Source organism: Bifidobacterium sp. LCP19S3_E9 (genome assembly GCF_052121135.1).
Taxonomy (GTDB): domain Bacteria; phylum Actinomycetota; class Actinomycetes; order Actinomycetales; family Bifidobacteriaceae; genus Bifidobacterium; species Bifidobacterium thermacidophilum.
The window spans coordinates 92584-113785 of the sequence record NZ_JBQKEV010000007.1; the positions used below are offsets into that span (position 1 = coordinate 92584).

A 21202-nucleotide genomic window follows, 5' to 3' on the forward strand; every position below is an offset into this window, starting at 1 on the left:
CGCCGGGTCCCCACCGCAAAAAGACACGCGAAACCGTGAAATTTGCATCGTTTTTTGCGAACGTATGCAAATCCATGTATACTGTGTTGTGGTTCGGAGGTACGCAACAATCCGCCCACTTCGGTGAGCGGGCGTGCATCCGGTCAGATAGCCCGAAGGGGCAGAAGGCCGGGTGCGGACCGCTGCACCGAAAACACACTCGCTCCGCGAAAGCGGGGCGGAATTTTAGGAGGTCAAGGATGACATACATGAAGAAGATTCTGGGCGTCACCGCCGCTGTGGCGATGCTGCTCGGAGCGAGCGCCTGCGGTTCCAGCAACAATGGCGGCACTGCAGCGAAGAGCACCCAGGCAATCAAGCTGACCGTGTGGGGCCCGTCCGAGGATCAGGCGAAGTCCAGCTCCTGGCTGCCCACCATGGAAAAGCAGTTCGAGAAGGCTCACCCGGAGTACAAGATCACGTGGAAGAACGCAGTGGTCTCCGAAGGTGACGCAGGCACGACCGTCAAGCAGGATCCGTCCGCCGCAGCCGATGTCTACATGTTCTCGAACGATCAGCTCGGTACCCTGATCGACGCCCAGGCAATCGGCGAGGTTTCCGATGACGCCAAGGCACAGATCAAGAAGCAGGACGACGCGGCTGTCATCAAGTCCGTCACCGGCACCGATGGCAAGATCTACGGCGTTCCGTTCACCGGCAACACCTACTTCATGTACTACAACAAGTCCAAGTTCTCGTCTGACGACATCAAGTCCCTCGACACCATGCTCCAGAAGGGCAAGGTTTCCTTCAACCTCGGTAACTCCTGGTACCTGCCGGCCTTCTACACCGGCGCTGGCATGACCCTGTTCGGCAAGGACAGCGCCACCGCCAAGGACGGCGTGAAGATGGATTCCGCCGCCGCGACCGACGTCACCAAGTACCTCGTTGACCTGGTCAAGAACCCGAACTTCGTCGTGGACAACGACGAGGGCGCCGGCCTCGCCGCCATGCAGAACGGCACCGTGGACGCCATCTTCTCCGGCACCTGGTCCGCTTCTGACGTGAAGAAGGCCCTCGGTGACAACTACGCCGCAGCCCAGCTGCCTTCCTTCACCACCTCCGGTGGCAAAACCTACCAGATGAAGGCGTTCTACGGCTCCAAGGCAGTCGCTTTCAACCCGAACTCGAAGTATCCGCAGGCTGCTGCTGAGTTCGCCACCTACCTCGGCTCCACCGAGGCTCAGAAGGCCCACTACACCATGCGTCAGATCGTCCCGACCGACAAGTCCCTGGCTTCGACCTACAAGAACGATCCGGCTGCCGTGGCTCAGAACGACACCATCGCGAACACCTCGACCCTGCAGCCGACCATCGCCGCGATGGGCAACTTCTGGGATCCGTGCAAGACCTTCGGCACCGCCATCGTCAACGGCGATGTGAACGCTGGCAACGCTCAGGCGAAGGCTCAGGCTTGGCTCGACGGCTACAAGAACATCGCTTCCGCCAGCAGCAGCTCCAAGTGAGCAGGCTCGCGTAAGCGAATAATGTAACAGTGTCTGCAAGACGCCCCGCCCCCGGCTTTGCGGGGCGGGGCGTCTTGCATAGTACCCATCAAACAATCGAAAGGTCGTCCGCATGACAACTGCGACAGCCGCGGCGGGACGCAGAGTGCGCAAGCGTAAGCGCAGCAACTCTGATGGTCTTCAGCCGTCACCATACAGATTCTCCGTGGCGTGGAAGAACGGGGATGTCCTGACACGTCTCTCACTCTTCATCTTCGGCCTCGGCGATCTCGCCCGCAAGCAAATCGTCAAGGGTCTGGCGTTCTTGGCCAGTGAAGTGCTTATCATCTTGTACCTGATCAACAAAGGCGGCACCTATCTGGGCAAGCTCACAACACTGGGCACCGCCAAGCAGACCAAGGTCAAGGTCAACGGCTTCTGGGTCTACCAGGCCGGCGACAACTCGGTCATCATCCTGCTGTACGGCGTCATGAGCGTGTTCGTGCTGCTTCTGCTCATCCTGCTTGCCTCCCTGTCCCTGCGCAGCGCGTACAAGGCACAGGTCGCCATCAAGAACGGCGAGCGTCCGAACACCATCGGCCAGGACCTGCGTTCCCTGTTCGACCAGAACGCGCACGTCGGCCTGATGTTCCTGCCGACCCTGGGCATCGTGGTCTTCACCATCCTGCCGCTGGTGTTCATGATCTCCATGGCATTCACCAGCTACGACCAGAACCACACGGTCCTGTTCTCCTGGGTAGGCCTGAAGAACTTCGGCACCGTGCTCGGCAACAGCGGCGGCGACGTGAACGCCAAGCTGTTCTTCTCGGTGCTCGCATGGACGCTGATCTGGGCGTTCTTCGCCACCTTCCTGAACTTCTTCCTCGGTATGTTCATGGCCATGATCATCGAGCGCAAGACCATCAAGGGCAAGGCCTTCTGGCGCGCATGCTTCTCGATGTCCATCGCAGTGCCGCAGTTCGTATCCCTGCTGGTTATGCACACCATGCTCCAGCGTGACGGCGCGATCAACCGCTTGCTGGAAAGCTGGGGCTGGATCAGCGGTCCGCTGCCGTGGCTGTCGAACGCCACATGGGCCCGCGTCACGGTTATCGTGATCAACCTGTGGATTGGTATTCCGTACACCATCATGCAGATCACCGGTATTCTCCAGAACGTGCCGACCGAACTGTACGAGGCGGCTGAAATCGATGGCGCCAACTGGTGGCAGCGGTTCTGCAACGTGACCATGCCGTACATCTTCTTCGTGCTCACACCGTACCTGATCACCACCTTCACAGGCAACGTGAACAACTTCAACGTGATCTACCTGCTCACAGGCGGCGAACCGACCCCGGTCGGCGCGTCCGCAGGCAAGACCGATCTGTTGATCACCTGGCTGTACAAGCTGACGGTCGACAAGAACAACTACAACCTGGGTGCGGTCATCGGCATCATGACGTTCATCGTCCTTGCCGTGGTCTCGCTGCTGACCTACCGCAGCTCCGGTTCGTACAAGAATGAGGAGGGCTTCCGGTGAGTAATCCAACTGCTGACACCACAGTCGCCAAGAAGGCCAAGGGCAATTCGTACAAGCGCCGTATCGCCGGCGATGTCGTCGCCTACATCTTCCTGACCGTCATGGCCGTCATCTGGCTCATGCCGATCGTGTGGGTGTTCCTCGAAAGCTTCAACAAGAACACACAGCCGTACCAGAGCACGTTCTTCCCGACGAAGTACACGTTCCACAACTACGTGCAGCTGTTCACGGAGACCGACGTGATGAACTTCCCGCGCATGTTCCTCAACACGCTGGTCATCGCCATCTTCGTGTGCATCATCTCGCTGTTCTTCGTGCTGTCCGTGTCCTTCTGCATGTCCCGTCTGCGCTTCCGCGGACGTAAGACCTTCATGAACATCGCCCTCATTCTGGGCATGTTCCCGTCCATCATGGCCGTCATCGCCATCTACTTCATCCTGAAGGCCTTCGGCCTGACGGAAGGCGGATTCGTGATCATCGCCCTGATTCTCGTCTACTCGGCGGGTTCAGGCGCAGGCTTCTACGTCATGAAGGGCTACATGGACACCATCCCGATGTCGCTTGACGAGGCCGCCTACCTGGACGGCTGCACCAAGTGGCAGGTGTTCACCAAAATCATCATCCCGATCTGCAAGCCCATGATCGTGTACCAGGCGATTATCGGCTTCCTGACCCCGTGGCTCGACTTCGTCATGGCGAAGGCAATCGCCCGTACCCAGGACAACTTCACTGTCGCTCTGGGTCTGTGGCAGATGCTGCAGAAGGAATACATCAATCAGTGGTACGCCCGCTTCGCCGCCGGCGCAGTGTGCGTCTCCATCCCGATTGCGATTCTGTTCATCGTCATGCAGCGCTTCTACCAGGAGTCCATGTCGGGCGCAGTCAAGGGCTGATTCCCGGCAATACCAATCAAGGGGACGGATCCGGGGCATTCAGGCTCCGGGCCGTCCCCTTTCGTATGCGGCCAACAGCCGCGCATCACACACACACCATTCAATCTTGACCGGACATACCCCGTTCAGGGGCAGACACCCGGTATCACAAGGGGAACTCATGTCTTTTGCCGAAACATCGTGGCCTGATTACGCAGGCCCGCTCGGGTCTCAGCTGCTTGACCACGGCACGGTCTTCACCGTGTGGTCGCCTTCCGCGGTTGCAGTCACATTGCGATTGTTCAGTACCAGCGATCCAAAGGACGGCCCGTCGGCGACCGTCGCGCTGGAACGTGCCCAGGATGGGGCTTGGCAGTATCGCAGCGCCGAGCGGCTCGCTGGGACCTACTACGACTACATGCTGACCTTCCCGGCATCCGCGGTCAGCAACGTGCCCAGCGACGCCATCATCAACGCCGCCGAAAGCACGGTCACCATCCGCACCGCCGACCCGTGGGCCAAGGCGAGCGGCGTCAACGGCGAACGCAGCATGGTCGTCGATCTCGATTCGACCAATCCCGACGGTTGGCTGTCCGACCGCTCCCCCGACATTCCCGCTTCCCAAACCGTGATTTGGGAGACGCATGTCGGCGATTTCAGCAACGACCCGCACGGCGGATTCCCCAAAGGGCATCGCGGCAAGTTCCTCGCGTTCACCGATGCGCATACGACCTTGGACAACCAGCCCGGCGGATTCCCCACCGGCATCGCGTATCTGAAGCGTCTGGGTGTCACCCACGTGCAAATCATGCCGTTCTACGACTACGGGTCGGTCGATGAGGCGACTGGCAGCCCCTACAACTGGGGGTACGACCCGGTCACTTACGATGTGCCGGAAGGCTCGTATAGCACCGACCCGTATGACGGGGCCGTCCGCATCCGCGAGTGCAAGTCGATGATTGCAGCGCTGCACCGGGCGGGCATCCGTGTGATCATGGATGTCGTTTACAACCACATGTACGAGAACGACAACGAATTCGAGCGCATGGCCCCCGGGTATTTCTGCCGTCGTGACGATACCGGCGGATTCGCCAACGGTTCGGGCTGCGGCAACGACATGGCCAGCGAACGGCCGATGTTCAGCCGGTTCATCGTGGATTCGCTCGTATATTGGGCACGCGAGTACCATGTGGACGGATTCCGCTTCGATCTGATGGGCCTGCTGGACACGCAGACCTTGAATCGTGCGCGCAAGGAGCTGGACAAACTGCCGGGCGGCGAATCCATCCTCATGTACGGTGAACCGTGGTCCGCCGACAAGACGAATGCCGAACCGTCGTTCACACTTGCGGACAAACAGGGACGCAGGCTGCTGGACGCGCGAATCGGCTGGTTCTGCGACGAAAGCCGTGACTCCATCAAAGGCAATGTCATGCTCGGGCGCAAGCCCGGATACGTCAACGGGCAACCGTCCGAATTCGCTGAACTGGTCCGTCACGCGCTCAACGGCTGGCGCGGCACCGAGGCTCAAGGCAAGCAGGTCGGGCAAATCATCCAGTATGTGTCGGCGCATGACGATCTGACGCTGTGGGACAAACTCTGCCTGACCATGCGCGACGACCCCGCACACGCCGATTATGACGCGACTGGGGATGTGCAGGATATCCTCGCGGCCAACGCGATCGCCGCCGGGCTTGTGCTCACGTCCGCCGGATTGCCGTTCATGCTCTCCGGCGAGGAGTTCACCCGCACGAAGTACGGTTGCGATAATTCCTTCGACCGCAGCGCTGAGCTCAATTGGCTGGATTGGGGCAGGGCGTCCCGCCTGTCATCGTTGATCGAATGGTACCGGACACTGATTGCGGTGAGAAAAGCCCACCCGGACTTCTATGACGGCCGACGCATCGCTTTGGATTCCCCCGAGGAGGTCATCGCAGCGCAGGTTGGCGACGACCTGGCGGTGTGCGCGAACCCCACCACGAATGGTGTGACAGTCAGGTTGCCGCAGAATACGGCTGATGCCACACGGCATTGGGCGGTCATCGCCGATTCGACGGATGTGGCGGCGGGTGCCGCCGATGGCAAGGCGCAGGTCGCCGGTGGCACCGAGCTTTCCGTACCGGCACGTACCTTTGTGGTGGTCGCGTTGCAGTGACGCGCTTGCGACGGGCGCTCACCGTCCCGGGCGGCAGGTCCCCGCGGTGACACCCGTCAGGCCCCACGTCCCGCATGTCGTTTCCATCTGCGACACGCCGGGCGTGGGGTCTTTCTCATTAGGATTGCAAACGATAGTAAGATTCTAAGCCCAAATACGCCGTACCCCAGACCAAACCCCCTCTTTTCATCAACAATCTCAACGCACCCGAGATATTGCAAACGATTTCAATACGCGCTAAAATATCAATATCCAGATTCGGCGGCTGTCCCAATGACGGTCAAAGCCGCCGGCAGGAACCTGTCATCGCATACTCGAGAGGAGCGAAGGAGCGCATTATGTCCGATCAGACGGCATCGTCGCCATCCAGCCAAGACGTCCGGCGGGAAGAAAGCCCGGAACGTCTCGCGCGGCCATTAATCAGGCTTGCCAAAGCAAGCGGAATTTCCACCTCATATATCGACCAGCTCGGCACATACGTTGAAATCAGGGATGAAGTGCTGGTGAGCGTGCTTGCCGCACTCGGTGTCGATGCTTCCAGCGATGACGCCATCGAAGCGTCGCTGGAAACCTTCCACCGTGCCTCCTGCGACCAGCTGGTGCCGCCGACGGTTGTGGTGTTCTCAGGCGCCGCGACCCGCGTGCCGGTCCATGCGGCCACGGCGGCCCCCGAACTGTCGCTCACCCTCGAAAACGGCGAAGCCTATGACGGCGATCTCAACGCCCTGCTGATCAAGGACGCCGACGCGGATCCGGCGATTCCCCACGCCTACACGCTGACCATGCCGGGCAACCTGCCGGCCGGCTACCACACCCTCCATGTAGCCGATGGCAACCGGTCCGCCGACGCCACGGTCCTGTGCGCCCCGGCGCGGATTCCCGTTCCCGAGCCGGTCGCGCAGCACCACCGTTGGGGTTGGATGACCCAGATGTACTCCGTGCGTTCCAAGGAATCATGGGGTGTCGGCGACTACGGTGACCTGCGCGAACTGCTGCACGACGCTGGCAAGCAGGGCGCCGATTTCATGCTGATCAACCCGATTCACGCGGGCACCCCGATCCCGCCGATCGAACCTTCACCGTATCTGCCGGAATCACGCCGATTCCTCAATGTCACGTACATCCGCCCGCAGCAAATCGAAGAATACGCCGAGCTTGACCCCGACGCTCGCGCACAGGTCGACGCCCTGCACGACAGCGTCAAGGCGGCCAACGACAACCCGGATCCGTTGGATCTCAACGCTTCCTGGACCGCCAAGCGCAAGGCGCTGTGGGTGATTTACCAGCACGGCCGTTCTGCGGAACGCCAGGCCGCGTTCGACGCCTTCGTCAAGGCCGCCGGCCCGGACCTCGATGCGTTCGCCGCATGGTGTGTGGCGTTCGAAGTGTGGGGCGCGCCTTGGGAAGAGGACAAGAACCCCTGGTTCTCGACACTGAATCGCGATTCGCCCGAAGTCGCCGAACTGGTTCGCGAGCATCAGGATCTGTTCGATTTCCAGCGTTGGCTGCAATGGATTGCTGACGAACAGGTTGCTCAGGCACAGGCCGCCGCGAAGGATGCCGGCATGGCGCTCGGTCTCATGCAGGATATGGCGGTCGGCGTGCACGCGTACGGCGTGGACGTGTGGTGGAATCCAGAACGATTCGCGGTCGGCAGCGTCACTGTCGGCTGCCCGCCGGACTTCTACAATCAGCAAGGCCAGGATTGGGGCCAGCCGCCGTTCAATCCGCGATATCTGGAGCGCACCGGTTATCGTGTCTACCGCGAGATGGTGCATAATGTGTTCGCCCATGCTGGTGCGGTGCGTATCGACCATGTGCTCGGCCTGTTCCGCCTGTGGTGGATTCCAAAGGGTGAAGGTGCCAAGGGCGGAGCGTATGTCACGTACAATTACCGCGCAATGCTCGCCGTACTGTCGATTGAGGCGAGCCGAGCAGGCGGTATGGTCATCGGAGAGGATCTCGGAACGGTTCCCGCCTACGTGTCCCAAGTGCTTGCCGACCATGGCGTGCTCGGCACGGTGGTGGAATGGTTCGCCCGTGTCAACAACTCCCCGACCGCCGGCGACCCGTACGCCGACCCGTCCACGTACCGCAAGTACGCGCTGGCTTCCGTCACTACGCACGATTTGCCGCCAACTGCCGGATATCTCGAGTTCGAGCATGTCAAGCTACGCGAAGAGTTGCACCTGCTGAGCGAACCCGTGGAGGAGTTCCAAAAGGCAGCAAGCGCCGAACGCGATGCGATGCTCAAGCTGCTGGTCGACGGTGGCTGGCTGGATGCCGACGCAGCACAGGATGTTCCCGCCCACGAGCAGGAAATCGTCGAGGCGATGCACCGAATGCTGCTCAACGCTCCGTCTCTGCTGCTACAAGCAGCGTTGGTTGATGGCACCGGCGAACACCACACCCAGAATCAGCCGGGTACCAGCACGGAATACTGCAACTGGCGCGTGCCGCTGCATGATGCCGATGGCAATCTGGTCCATACGGATGAGGTGTTCAAGAATCCACGCGTGCTGTCGCTGGCTGCCGTGATGCGCGGCGAGTGAGCCGGCTGTGCCGGGCTGGCAACGATGATGGCCGCCCGCTTCCCAATCGGAAGCGGGCGGCCATCATCATGCCGTATCATACATGGCGTGCGCCGTACCGACTGCTATCTTTACGCCTCTTGTATGGCTTTCGTGCCGCCGTTGAGCCAATCCGCATCATCATGGCTGCCGCTTTCCACGGTCTTCGTGTAGGGGGTGAATACGCGTTCCAGCAACGGGATGTGCAGCATCACGCACGTGCCGTACCCCATGAGCAACAACAGGAACAACCCCTGCGGCATGTACCGCCAGCAAACCGCGATTAGCGCGATATACACCGCGTCGATGGCCACCATGCCCACCGTGACGCCGATGTGCGAGACACCGAAGATGTACGCGTTGGCGAGGGTGCGCCCGAAACCGTTCTCGAAGCGCGCCTGCAACGCCCATACCCATTCGAATCCGATGACCCATAGGATCGTAAACGCGAATTTGGGGATAAGCAGCGGCGTGATCTGCAGGAAGATCCAGGATGCCACGAGCCCAGCCCCGATTGGCCCGAATATCAGCCATGCCAATGTGGATTTGGGGAAATTGTTTTTGAACGCCCTGAAGTAATTCACTGTCACATGGCCTTCGCCGAGTATGGACCGGCGGGCGGCATCGTGCCCCGCGGCAAGCGCCGCGCCCATCGTGACGACGGGGATGGAGGTCACCAGCATCAGGATGTTGATCCAGATGGCATCGATGAGGTTGCTCAGCCCGCGCATGAACGGGGAATCCGGGGAAAGGAAATGCATGGGAGACTCCTTGGGGTGGCAGGGTTCCTATTCATCCTAGCAACCGCCACCAGCAATCGTTGTCATGTGATGCGCCGGTTGGCGCAAGGCTGATACCATCGCTTGAGGGATTCTCAGCCCAGCCTTGTGAGGGTTCCCGTCCCACCTGCTACCCACACCTTTCACAAACTGTCTACGTTAACGCCCGCCTCCGCGTCACCGGTTTGCGAGAAGCACCCGGCCGGTGTGTGGAACCGATCCTCACACACCGGCACCTATACACCGTGAAAGCGATGAAGGCGGGCCAGTCGAAACCGGTCCGCCTTCATTGTTAGGAGTTCAGAGGAAGAATTTCAGCCCTTGACTGCGCCAGCAATCACACCCTTCACGATGTACTTCTGGCAGATCAAGTAGAAGATGATGATCGGCAGGATGGCCAACACCAGGCAGCCCATCATCGCGCCCATATCGACTGAACCATAGCCGCCCTTGAGGTACTGCACGGCGATCGACATGGTCTTGTACTTGTTGAGGTCGAGGGTCAGGTACGGAAGCAGGTAGTCGTTCCAGATCCACATGGTCTCAAGGATGGCCACGGAGATGATGGACGGCCGCATGATCGGCACCACGATATTGAAGAAGATGCGCGGCACGGATGCACCGTCGAGCATTGCAGACTCCTCAAGCTCCTGCGGGATGCCCTTGACCACGCCGGTGAAGATGAACACCGCCAGACCTGCGCCGAAGCCCAGGTAGACAATCCACAGACCCCACGGGGTGTTGAGGCTTAGCATATCGGCGAGCTTCGAGAGGGTGAACATCACCATCTGGAACGGCACGATCATGTTGAACAGGAACAGCGTGTACAGCAGACGCGCAGCCCAATTGTCCACACGGACAATCCACCATGCGCACATGGAGCAGCACAGCAGAATCAGCGCGACGGCGCCGACCGTGATGAACACGGTCCAGCCGAAGCTGCCGATGAGGTTCGTGCGCTCGATGCCGGTGGTGTAGTTCTCCCATCCCGCGAAGGATTCCTTGTCGGGCAGGGAGAACGCGTTCTTGGAGATGTACACCTTCTTCTTGAAGGAGTTGATGAACACCAGGACGATCGGGTAGATCCACACCAAGCTGAGGATGGTGAAGAAAATCGTCCAAGCCCATGGATGATGGACGCGCTCCGAGGCGTCGATTTCCTTTTCGTCGTTCATGCCTCAACCTCCTTGCTGGAAGTCAGACGGTTCTGGATCAAGGCCACAACCGCCACGATGATGAAGAACACCACAGCCTTCGCCTGGCCGACGCCTTCGAAGCCGATGCGGCCGTAGAAGGTGCGGTAGATGTTGAGCGCCACGAGTTCAGAGGTGTTGGACGGGGCGCCGTTGGTGAGCGCGAGGTTCTGATCGTACATCTTGAAGCCGTTGGTGATGGTCAGGAAGGTGCACACGGTGATGCTCGGCATCATGAGCGGGATGATGACGTGGAACAGACGCTGGCGCCCGTTAGCACCGTCAACCTCGGCCGCCTCGATGACGTCGGTAGGCAGGGACTGCAAACCGGCGACGTAGATGATCATCATGTAGCCGATTTGCTGCCAGCACAGGAGCATGACCATACCCCAGAAGCCGTATGTCGACGAGTATGTGATGGACCTTGCCCAGTGAGCGAGCACGCCGTTGAGCAGCAGCAACCACACATAGCCCAGGATGATGCCGCCGATCAGATTCGGCATGAAGAACACGGACCTGAAGATGTTGGTGCCCTTGAAGGCCTTGGTGAGCATGTACGCGATGGCGAACGCCACGACGTTGATGATGATGGTGGTCACGATGGTGAATGCCGTCGTGTACCCCATTGCATGCCAGAATTCCTTGTCCTGAAGCGCCACGCGGTAATTACGCAGACCCACGACATGGGCATCGGTGACCGTCGTGAATTTGCAGAAGCTCAAGTAGACGCCCAAGATGAACGGCACAAGGAAACCGATGATGAACGCCGCGAAGGTTGGCAACGCGAACAGCGCCCACCAGCGGCGAATGGACTTGCCGGCCATGGTGATCATCTTGCTCTCTCCTCTCTATCTCTCTCGCCGTCACCTCGTAGTGACAACGCTTGCAAAACTAATCTATCCGACTCAACGGCGGGCTACCTCGACCCGCTGATTGAACCAACAGCTCATATGGTACGCGGTTTCATCCAAAAATACAAACGTTTTCATTTCGGCGTGGCGGTTTTTTCTTAACCGTTTAAGATACTGATTTCCGGGAAATTCTTCATACCTTGCTCATTTTGCTGCTATACTGGAGCATACAATTTTTGGGGAAAGCATTGCAACCGAATGCAATCAAGACGCCATGGCGATATCGTCGCGGCGCCGGCATCCCGCACCACGAAGGAGCCTATCACGACCGCCACAATCCAAGATGTCGCCAACCGCGCGAAAGTCTCCATTTCCACGGTTTCGCGCTCATTCACACGACCAGATCTCGTATCTCCCAAAACGCGGGCAAAAGTGCTTGCCGTGGCGGACGAGCTGAACTTCTCCATCTCCCGTTCCGCCGCAGCGCTGAAAACCGGACAGTCCCTGCGCATCGCACTGCTGGTGAGCGACCACATCAGCAACTGGTTCTCAGCCTCGGTCATCGAGGGGCTGAACGCGGAATTCTCCGCTGCCGGCTACGACCTGTCCATCATCCAGATTGACAGCCGCCAGCAGCGCAGGGAGTTCTTCGACACCCTGCCGGTGCGCCGCAATGCCGACGCCGTGGTCATCGCCTCGTTCGACATCGACGAGGAGGAAATCAATCGCCTGAGCAGTGTCGACGTGCCGATTGTCGGCGTGAATTCCGTCCTGCAAAACAGCTTCTCGGCAACCGTGAACATCGACGACCACCAAGGGTCCATCCTCGCCGCCCGGCATCTCATCCAGCTCGGGCACAGGCGCATCCTGTACGTGCGGACCAACCCCGCGCAATCACTGCATTTCAGCGTGCAGGAGCGTATCGAATCATTCCTGGGCTACTGCCGCAGCCAAGGCATCGAACCGACCGTCGTCACCGCAGAGGAGGGGACGTACCGCATCGACAACCTCATCACCCAGATCCTCAGCCTGCCCGACATGCCTACGGCTATCGCCTGCCAAGAAGACGGCATCGCCATACCGCTGATCTTCCAGCTGGAGCGTAACGGGTTCTCCGTGCCTTCAGACATCTCGGTCATCGGTTACGACGACAGCATCTATGCGCATGATGTCGGGCTCACCACCATCCGCCAGCTGCCTATCGACATGGCACGCTCGGCTGCCCGCAAGACCCTGGATCTAATCGAGGGGCATACGCCGTCGAAGCGCAACGAGGTATTCCCTGCCCATCTGGTCGTTCGCTCCTCAACCGCGCGCGTGGAAGACCGCTGAGCCCAGACGTGAGCGCACCGCCGGCCGTCCGTGCCGCCGGATACGGGCTTTCCGCCATAACAGCCCGTATCTGTGTGGATTCCCATGGTTGGCGCGGGAGATCTCTTGCGAATCGGCCGTCAGCCGGTGAACTCCCCGGATCCGGCTTCGGGAGCGTTTTCAGGAACCGCGGGATTCCAGCGTTTCCATTGGGAAATCAGTCTCCATGGCGTGGGATTCCCATAAACTCCCACGCCGAATATGGGAAAACAAGCGCAAACCGGAAAATCCGTTGGTTCTCCCGGGAGAACATCGTCATGTAGGCTCATCCGCCACGAACTCCCGGCACGGCCGACTTCCTGGCACGCGTTCGCTAGCTGCGCATTGCCACGGCATACCGGGCGCTGAACCCCAAGACCAGCCATTCCGTTTCCCGCACGCCACGCCGCCGGCCACGGGCCGGATCACCCCAGTCCGGGAATGCCCCGGCTATCGCGGCTGACTACGTACACCAACAGAATGACCCCCACCGTGGATCCACGGTGGGGGTCATTCCAACCATCAAACAAAGAAGAAAGGAGAAAAACATGGAGGGCCGGCCGCAAACCAACCGGCCCTCATGTCAGCGAGATTCCATAAGCGGCTCAGCCTTCATGGGCGGCGGAGTATTCCTTGGCCCAGCCATCGACGAAGGCGGTCTTGACGGCATCCCACTTACCGGTGCCCTGAGCGTACTCGAGGAGCGCGTTGCCGAGACCGTTCTTCCACTGCTCGGAAGGCATGAAGGCGAAGTCCCAATCAATCTGGGTCTTGCCGGACTTCTGATCGTCAACAGCGGCCTGGGTCAACGGGTTGGTGATCTTCACGCTGTCGAAGGACTTGAACGGAGTGGTCAGGCCCATCTTGTCGCTGATGGAGGAGATGCCGGTCTTCGAGGTGATGACCCACTTGAGGAAGGCCGCGGTAGCCTTCTGGTCGGCCTCGGAAGCCTTGGAGTTGATGCACCAGTAGTTCTCGGAACCGGTGACCAGACCCTCGTTCTTGTCGTCGACACCGAAGTAGATCGGCAGCATGCTGACATCGTCGGCCTTCATGCCGGCCTTCTGTAGGTCGGCCCAGGCCCAGGTGCCGTTCTGGTAGAAGGCGGCCTCGCCGAGCGCGAACTCGGAGTTCGCGTCATCACCGGTCTTGGAGCTCAGCTGCTTCGGATCGGTAGTGGAGTCCTTGAGATACATGTCGAACACGTTCTTGTACTCCGGCAGATAGGTGCCCTTGACCTTGGCCGGCTCGGTGGTCACCTTGTCCTTCTGGAACTCGTAGTAGAGCGGAAGGTTGGCCAGATGGGTCTTGAAGCGCCAGTCGGAGCTGGAATCGAAGCCTGCGGAGGTGAAGGCGCCCTTGATGCCCAGCTCGCTCTTGCGGGCCTGCATATCATCGGCAACGGCCTTCAGCGTATCGAAGGAGTTGATGTCGTCGATGGACTTGGCCTTCGCGCCGTCAAGAGCGAAGTACTTGTTCAGGATGCTCTTGTTGTAGATGAGGCCATAGGTCTCCATGGCGTACGGCACGCCGACGACCTTGTTGCCGTCCTTGAGGGCGACCTTCTTGTTGATGAGCTGCTTGTACGGCTCGGTGTTGGACATGTCGGCGGTGTAGTCCTTCCAGTTGGCAAGACCAACAGGGCCGTTGACCTGGAACAGGGTTGGGGCGTTGCTCTTCGCCATCTCGCTCTTGAGCTGCTGCTCATAGGTGCCGGATGCCGCGGTGGACACGGTGACCTCGACGCCGGTCTCCTTGGTGTATTCCTTGGCGAGGGCCTTCCACTGATCCGCCGCTTCTGGCTTGAAGTTCAGGTAGTAGACCTTGCCCTTGCCGTTGTCGCTGCTGCTGGAGCTGCCGCAACCTGCGAAGGCGCCAACCGACATAGCCGCCACTGCTGCGATAGCGATCGCTGACTTGACTGTACGATTCATCATCGAACCTTTCTCTTCCGCTGTCGTTCCGATGTTGCTCGGAAGTCGGCACTTACGTCGTGCCGTCCTATTTTCGACGTTTCCTATTATGCACGTTCCCCCGGATTTTTGCAAACGATGGCAGGAAAAGTTGTCGGTGTGTCGTGATTTTCAGCGGGCAGAGCAAACATAAATGGCTTGTTCCAAGGGATTTGCAGAGTTGCACAACATGCAACCGTTTGCTGACACGGCGTTTCTTCTTTCCCCTGTCTGAGCCGCAATCAATGATGGGTATCAGGCATCATGATGCAGGTTCAACCACCGGGCTGAGCGTCACGCGACCCCGGCAAACCAGCAGCCCCTGTGCCCCTAACTGTCCCAGAAACCTGAACGGACGAAGCAGCGTCTGCCGCCCGGGCAGAGTTAGCAGTTCCAGTGCACAATCACATGGTCGCCATGATACTGCCCCAACACGCAGTAATGCGCCGTGTCAAGCCGCAGCAACCTGCCGTCGTGCGGATCCACACCCAACCATTGCGTGGTCAAAATGCGCAGAATATGCGCGTGGGCGACAAGCAATACATCATGCCCGTCATCCAACGCAGCCGACACCTGCCGAATGACACCGCGCGTACGCTCCGCCGCCTCCGCCAGGGTCTCGCCCTCACCGTTGTGCACGGGCACCTGCTCGCCCCCAGGCAATGTGGCGGTCCAGTCGCCGGCGAGTTCCATGCTGACCCGGCTCGGGCCGTCCCGCCACACATCCCATGCGAAACCACTCGCCTCACTGATTTGTTGCCGGGTATGGCCCTCCGCCCTGCCGTAATCCCACTCGGCAAGTCCGTCAAGCACTGTGGCCTGCGGATACCCGGCGAGCGCCGCGGTCTGCCGTGCCCTGCGCAACGGGCTGACGAATACGTGGTCCGGTGCGAATCCTTGCGGGAACACCTGCAACAGCCGCGCGCCGGCCTGCCGCGCCTGATCCTGCCCTGTTGGTGTCAGGGGGATATCGGTGCGTCCGGTGTGCTGCCCCGACACGCTCCACACAGTCTGCCCGTGGCGGAGCAGAACGAGATGACCTTGTTTCGTGGCGTCGTCGCCAGGGAGATGAATTGCAGTCATAGGGGCATTGTACCGCTCAAACGGCCGGATGTCAGGGAAATACCGGAAAACATAAATCGGCATGGCTTTCGGCATGGGACGCGATGCGCAGACCCATGTCCAAGGCCTTTTGCAATGGCTATATTCCCCGCGTCATTGCCACATTTGACGATGGGGATGGCATATCATGAACGTATGAGCACAGGCAACAAATCAACCGGACGAGACACGGCCAAGGCAGTTCCGACGTCGGGCAGCACAGACCACGCGGACCACGCTGTCAACGCGTTCCATACCGTCAGCGCAGGCGGCGTCAATGTGGATGCCATCATCGCGCGTCTGCAAACGGTGGACAGTGCGATCGCCGCGTTGAAAGACCGGCGTGAGCGCGACCCCGAAACGCTCGGCGACAAAATCCTGCTGTTCGCACTGCCTACCGTTGCCGGTATCGTGGTCGGGCGCATCATGCAATCAGTATGGACAGGCATCGAGCGTCGAAGCATCGCCGGTGGGAACACGAAAGCCACAACAAGCCTGTTCGCGAGCTTGTCACGTACCGCGATATCCGCAGCGGTCGCGGCAATAACCAACCAATTGTCCAGCATGGCGGCGCAGTCCATTGTCGCTCGCCATCATCGCTGACGTACAGAAGGTTGGGGAGCGGCGCGTTCGCCAGCACCGCGCAATCAACGTGCAGGTCAGCATGCGTTCAGCGCCGCTATACCTACGCCAGCACATGATTAACGCCACGGCGTAAATCGGCTGCGTTGCAATCATCAGACAGCGCACGCTGCCACACCAGCGCCACGACACCTCATTTCCGCAGTTCCTCGCAGATATCTTCACGGAGAGCAAAAGTCACCGGGCAGCCGTGACCTGAGCCTGAGACAATAGCTGTATGAGTACGACTATTTCTTCAAAGCCAGCCGTCGACGCCCTGCTCGAGCGTCGCTCAATTCGTAAATTCAAGCCGGAGGCGATTGACCCCGACACCGTGGACGCGTTGGAATCCGCAGCCCAGCATGCCGCGTCAAGCCAGTTCCTCAACGATTGGTCGGTTATCCGCGTAACCGACCCCGAGCTGAAGAGCAAGCTTGCGCGTATCGGGCATCAGGAGTACATCGCCACCGCCCCGCTGCTGTACGTGTTCATCCTTGACGAGCACCGCAACGCGATGATTGCGCAGGCCAAAGGCGTGGACGTCTCCTCCGAGCGCTTTGCCCTGCGGTACGGCTATCGGTTCTCGCAGGCCCAGAACGACGCCGTTCTCGCCTTGCACGCCATGGAAACCGCCGCAAACTCGATGGGGCTGGGGTGTGTGATCCTAGGTTCGATCCTCAACGACATCCCCGAGCTGATCGCCGCGCTGAAGCTGCCGGAATACACGTTCCCGGTGCTTGGACTGGCCATCGGCAAGCCTGATCAGGAACCTGCGTCCAAACCTCGCATGCCCCGTTCCATGCAGTTCTTCGACAACGCGTACCCTACGGACGACACGCCGATCAAGGGCCTCAAGGCATTCGACGAGGAAGTCCACCAGTACTACGACTTGCGCAATACTTCGCGGCCCGTGGATGCGTTCAGCGACCAAATCGCCAGCATCGCCGAGGACGAATCGGCGCTTGATCGCGGGCTGTGCGACGCGCAAGCACAAGGATTCGACCTCTCGCGCTGAACCCTTGCACTGGGCCGTCCTGCTGAGCCGTCCTGCCGTTCATCGCATACAACGATTGAAGGCCGTAGACATCGGTTCCCTGATGTCTACGGCCTTCATAGTATGCACGGTCAGCACGGCGAATCATCGTCTGCGAGGTTTATACCCGCGTTTGCGCGAGTGGGGCTTGTGCGGCCCGTCCATATGGGGAACCGCATCACGCAACGATGGGTCATGATGCGTCAAATGCCAACTGCCACAATACTCACACCGATACACCCACAGCTCGGCGCCACGTTCGCGCCAGCTCTGATCGGCCGCGCGCAACGCCTGCGCTTTATCGTGGTACATGATCTTGTTCGATTCAGTGCACCGTTTTGGAGTGAAGTAATGCATAATACAGCCGAGTGTACGTCGTTTCGCTGAAGAAACACAAGGACACAACGCACGGGAACGTACAGGGGTGCAGACAATGCCGGGCGGCCGGGGACAACAATCCACCGGCCGCCCGGGGCGTCAGCTGAGAGCGCCCTCGCGTTTCATATACCCGAACGCATGAACCATGCACAGGCACGCGCAGATCACGACAATCGTGAGGAAGATGTAGCCGTTGTGGGCTCCGACAACAGTCGCCGCCCGGTATGTGGCGGTTCCCGGCTCGCCATGCCCCGCCTGGGCGGAAGCGAGGAAGACGGACAGAATCGTCGTACTCACCGCGCCCGCAAGCTGCTGGAAGGTACTGAACAGGGCGTTGCCATCGGCTTTCAACTGGGCGTCCACCTGGTTGAGGCCGCTGGTCATGGTATTGGCGAATGCCATGGAGAAGCCGACCATGAACACGAAGTAGAAGATACCCAACTCCACTGCCGTGGATGACCCGTTGACGAACACAGAGAACAGCAGCACACCGATCAACGTGACGGTAAGGGCAGCGGAAATCGGTTTGGCTGGCCCCTGGCGGTCAAGCAACGAACCGGACACCGGGGCAAGCATAGCGCCGAACAACGCACCCGGAAGCACGAGAACACCCGAAACCAAGGCAGAAATGCCATACCCGAGCTGCGCAGAGTTCGGAATGACAAAACTGAAACCGATCATGGAAATCTGCAGCAGCACATAAGCAAGCAGATGCCAGCGGAAAGGTACGCTGCGCAACACACCGAGCCTGACCAGCGGAGAGAACGAACGGCGTGACAGTTGGGCGAATGCCACGAGCGCCACCACACTGACGATCAGCAACACCACGGCCAACACCGCGGTCTTCCCGGCGCCCGAAGCTCCTTGGCTGAATGCGGTGATCGCGGAGCCGCCCTCGTCAATCGCAAATACGAACGCCACGAAGCCCACCGCCATGAGCAACACGTGCAACGGGTTGAGATGCGCGTCAACCGTAGGCGACCCCTGCTGGATATTGGCGAGGCCCAATCCAAGGGCGATGAGCAGGAACGGCAGAAGAATCACGAAAATCCACCGCCAAGGCATGTATGTGCCGACCAATCCGCCGACCGTCGGACCGAGCGCCGGTGCCGTCGCCACAACCAAGCTGCCGACACCCATCAGCTGACCGATACGCGATTTTGGCGCCTGATCAAGAATGATATTGAACATCAACGGCAGGGCGATACCCGTACCACCGCCTTGGAGAATGCGGGCGAGCATCAGCATCGGGAAATTCAGCGTACATGCGCCGACAATGCACCCGACAATGCATAGCACGATGGCAATCAGGAAGATCCGCTTCACAGGAAGCTTGCGCTTGAGATATGACGACAACGGCACCACAAGCGAAACCACCAGCAAATACCCGGTGGTCAGCCATTGGACCGTGGACGTGCTGATATGGAACTCCCCCATCAGAATCGGGAACAGCACATTCATCAAGGTTTCAGTGAGAATGCCGATGAACGCCATGATTCCTGTCGCCAAAATCGAAAGAATCAAGGTCCGCGGAATCGGTTCTGGTTGTGTGATATGGGTATTCTCGGCAGACATGATCGGGGCGGCATCGTGGGATTGCTGCTCTGCGGCATCACGGTTTTGCTGTTGTTCAGTCATGCATAGTAAGGCTGTCCCCAGCTTTCCTTTCTTGGTCTGGACGGCACAACCGCCAGGCGAGTTTGAACAGATCGTGCGTTCGCGCGACAAGAACATGACGGACAAGCCGTCTGCACTTTCCGTTGACATGCACGCTGCGTTACCGTCATATGGACGGCCTTGGGAAGGATCCTCATTTACCAGTATAGCGAGAGGCCAACGAGGAAGCATGGATGCTCTGGGGCGGCGACTACCCGTCTGCCGGTGAGATTGCTATTCGCCTCCAGCGGAAACGCGGCAACCTCACCGTTCCCACAGCTAGGCGTGCTTGACTGGAATCGGCAGATACGTGAGGCGATGCCGTGCGTGCCATCGTGCCACGTATCAGCAATCCGGGGCCTTGCCGGCAAGACCCACGCGACGATAGCCATCAAGACATCAGTTGTCACTCATCAGGAGGCATCATGCAATTCACGTCATGCACCGACACATTTACCCTATCGAACGGGACGGCAATCCCATGCATCGGTTACGGGACGTTCGAAACACCGGCCGACGAAGCACGTACAGCAGTGCGCGAAGCCTTGGAAACCGGGTACCGGCACATCGACACTGCGGCGGTGTACGGCAATCAGGAGGCAGTTGGCGCGGGAATCCGTGATAGCGGAATACCTCGCGACCAGCTGTTTGTGACCAGCAAACTATGGAACACCGAGCGTGGCTACGAGAACACCCTAAAAGCGTGCGAACAGACGCTCAACGAACTTGGGGTTGATTACCTGGATCTGTATCTCATCCATTGGCCGGCGAATCGCAAGCAGTTCGGGGATCGGGCACAGGAGCTCAATGCGGAGACCTGGAGGGCTTTCGAAGAGCTGTATAAGAGTGGACGCGTGAAAGCAATCGGATTGTCGAATTTCCTGCCCCATCATATTGCATCATTGATCCAGTCGGCTGCCATCACGCCGATGGTCGACCAGCTGGAAGTGCATCCGGGTTGGCCTCAAACAACTGCTGTGAAGTACTGTCAGGATCACGGTATTCAAGTTGAGGCGTGGGGACCATTCGGTCACAAGGATGTGCTCACAAACCAGACGCTTGTGTCAATCGGCGAAAAGTATGGGAAAAGCAGTGCTCAGGTTTGCGTACGCTGGGCATTGCAGCATGATGTGTTGCCACTTCCGAAGTCAGTGCATATGAATCGGATGCGGTCAAATATAGACGTGTTCGATTTCGAATTGACGGATGAAGACATGCAGGTGATTGATGAACTGCGCGGCATCGGCGGCGCATGCAGTGATCCTGATGCTGTGGACTTCTGATTGCCGGGCTGGTGATTACCGTCAGCTGCTGTATCCCGCGTGTTGGGGCCGGTCCCGGCTTCTCCCGAACCGGTTGCGTCGGCGGGTTGCCTGGGTGTGACTGGTTTGGGTGGAGGTGGAGTCGGGCGTGTATGCCGTGGCGTCTTTGCCGGTTCATGGACGGGGTGTGCCGTGGGGGTTGTCCCGGTGTGCCGGTGTCGTGTGTCCGGGTATGGGATTCGCCTCGCGTTTCCGGCGTGCGGGGGTGCGATGGCGGTTGTGTGCGGGTATGAGAAAGGGAGGGGGCACGCTGGTGGTGTCCCCTCCCTGTGAGGTTTGGGTGCGGCGGCGTGCTACTCTCCCACACCCTTCCGGGTGCAGTACCATCGCCGTGCCAGGTCTTAG

The 21202-nt window shown here is 59.6% G+C and carries 16 protein-coding genes; 9 read left to right on the plus strand and 7 right to left on the minus strand.

What is annotated here, in order from left to right; all coding sequences use genetic code 11:
* Positions 1-239: 239 nt before the first annotated feature.
* From ACTQYB_RS05315 to malQ, 5 genes are all read left to right on the plus strand, one after another.
* Positions 240-1505: an extracellular solute-binding protein gene (locus ACTQYB_RS05315; RefSeq protein WP_412171371.1), complete on the plus strand. Its 1266-nt coding sequence runs from the start codon at positions 240-242 to the stop codon at positions 1503-1505.
* 112 nt (positions 1506-1617) lie between these two features.
* On the plus strand, positions 1618-3024 hold the full coding sequence (locus ACTQYB_RS05320; protein WP_033507069.1) for a carbohydrate ABC transporter permease: 1407 nt from the start codon (positions 1618-1620) through the stop codon (positions 3022-3024).
* Entirely contained in the window at positions 3021-3917 is an 897-nt protein-coding gene (locus ACTQYB_RS05325) for a sugar ABC transporter permease (RefSeq protein WP_441482383.1), read from the plus strand. Before ACTQYB_RS05320 ends, ACTQYB_RS05325 begins: the two co-directional genes overlap by 4 nt.
* A gap of 160 nt (positions 3918-4077) precedes the next feature.
* Positions 4078-6051, plus strand: a complete 1974-nt coding sequence (gene pulA, locus ACTQYB_RS05330; protein WP_412171373.1) for a type I pullulanase — start codon at positions 4078-4080, stop codon at positions 6049-6051.
* A 338-nt stretch (positions 6052-6389) separates the two neighbouring features.
* The gene (malQ, locus tag ACTQYB_RS05335) at positions 6390-8603 is read left to right on the plus strand and encodes a 4-alpha-glucanotransferase (RefSeq protein WP_441482382.1); all 2214 of its coding nucleotides are present in this window, start codon (positions 6390-6392) and stop codon (positions 8601-8603) included.
* A 110-nt stretch (positions 8604-8713) separates the two neighbouring features.
* On the opposite strand, the gene ACTQYB_RS05340 is transcribed toward malQ, so the two are convergent.
* From ACTQYB_RS05340 to ACTQYB_RS05350, 3 genes are all read right to left on the minus strand, one after another.
* Complete coding sequence (locus ACTQYB_RS05340) at positions 8714-9382, minus strand: DUF624 domain-containing protein (RefSeq protein ID WP_044098697.1); 669 nt, start codon at positions 9380-9382, stop codon at positions 8714-8716.
* A 332-nt stretch (positions 9383-9714) separates the two neighbouring features.
* Positions 9715-10575: a carbohydrate ABC transporter permease gene (locus ACTQYB_RS05345; protein ID WP_441482381.1), complete on the minus strand. Its 861-nt coding sequence runs from the start codon at positions 10573-10575 to the stop codon at positions 9715-9717.
* A complete protein-coding gene (locus tag ACTQYB_RS05350) occupies positions 10572-11426 on the minus strand; it encodes a carbohydrate ABC transporter permease (protein ID WP_033507060.1) in 855 nt (284 codons plus the stop codon). Before ACTQYB_RS05350 ends, ACTQYB_RS05345 begins: the two co-directional genes overlap by 4 nt.
* 276 nt (positions 11427-11702) lie before the next feature.
* Between ACTQYB_RS05350 and ACTQYB_RS05355 the strand changes: the two genes are divergently transcribed.
* Positions 11703-12776, plus strand: coding sequence for a LacI family DNA-binding transcriptional regulator (locus tag ACTQYB_RS05355; RefSeq protein ID WP_441482380.1), 1074 nt, complete (start codon positions 11703-11705; stop codon positions 12774-12776).
* Between the two features lie 623 nt (positions 12777-13399).
* On the opposite strand, the gene ACTQYB_RS05360 is transcribed toward ACTQYB_RS05355, so the two are convergent.
* Both ACTQYB_RS05360 and ACTQYB_RS05365 read right to left on the minus strand, forming a co-directional pair.
* Positions 13400-14731: an ABC transporter substrate-binding protein gene (locus ACTQYB_RS05360; protein WP_441482379.1), complete on the minus strand. Its 1332-nt coding sequence runs from the start codon at positions 14729-14731 to the stop codon at positions 13400-13402.
* Positions 14732-15130: 399 nt separating this feature from the next.
* Positions 15131-15829, minus strand: a complete 699-nt coding sequence (locus ACTQYB_RS05365; RefSeq protein WP_033507144.1) for a histidine phosphatase family protein — start codon at positions 15827-15829, stop codon at positions 15131-15133.
* A 174-nt stretch (positions 15830-16003) separates the two neighbouring features.
* Here ACTQYB_RS05365 and ACTQYB_RS05370 point away from each other — a divergent pair, with 174 nt between their 5' ends.
* Both ACTQYB_RS05370 and ACTQYB_RS05375 read left to right on the plus strand, forming a co-directional pair.
* Positions 16004-16450: a DUF4235 domain-containing protein gene (locus ACTQYB_RS05370; RefSeq protein ID WP_441482378.1), complete on the plus strand. Its 447-nt coding sequence runs from the start codon at positions 16004-16006 to the stop codon at positions 16448-16450.
* Positions 16451-16706: 256 nt separating this feature from the next.
* Positions 16707-17483 carry a nitroreductase family protein gene (locus ACTQYB_RS05375; RefSeq protein ID WP_321046604.1) on the plus strand — a complete coding sequence of 259 codons (777 nt, stop codon included), beginning with the start codon at positions 16707-16709 and terminating at the stop codon, positions 17481-17483.
* A 123-nt stretch (positions 17484-17606) separates the two neighbouring features.
* Here ACTQYB_RS05375 and ACTQYB_RS05380 read toward each other — a convergent pair whose 3' ends face one another.
* Positions 17607-17858 (minus strand): hypothetical protein, encoded by a 252-nt coding sequence (locus ACTQYB_RS05380; protein WP_026650559.1) that lies wholly within the window; start codon positions 17856-17858, stop codon positions 17607-17609.
* Between the two features lie 120 nt (positions 17859-17978).
* Entirely contained in the window at positions 17979-19517 is a 1539-nt protein-coding gene (locus ACTQYB_RS05385; RefSeq protein ID WP_441482377.1) for an MFS transporter, read from the minus strand.
* A gap of 443 nt (positions 19518-19960) precedes the next feature.
* Here ACTQYB_RS05385 and ACTQYB_RS05390 point away from each other — a divergent pair, with 443 nt between their 5' ends.
* The gene (locus ACTQYB_RS05390; protein WP_441482376.1) at positions 19961-20818 is read left to right on the plus strand and encodes an aldo/keto reductase; all 858 of its coding nucleotides are present in this window, start codon (positions 19961-19963) and stop codon (positions 20816-20818) included.
* Positions 20819-21202 lie beyond the last annotated feature (384 nt).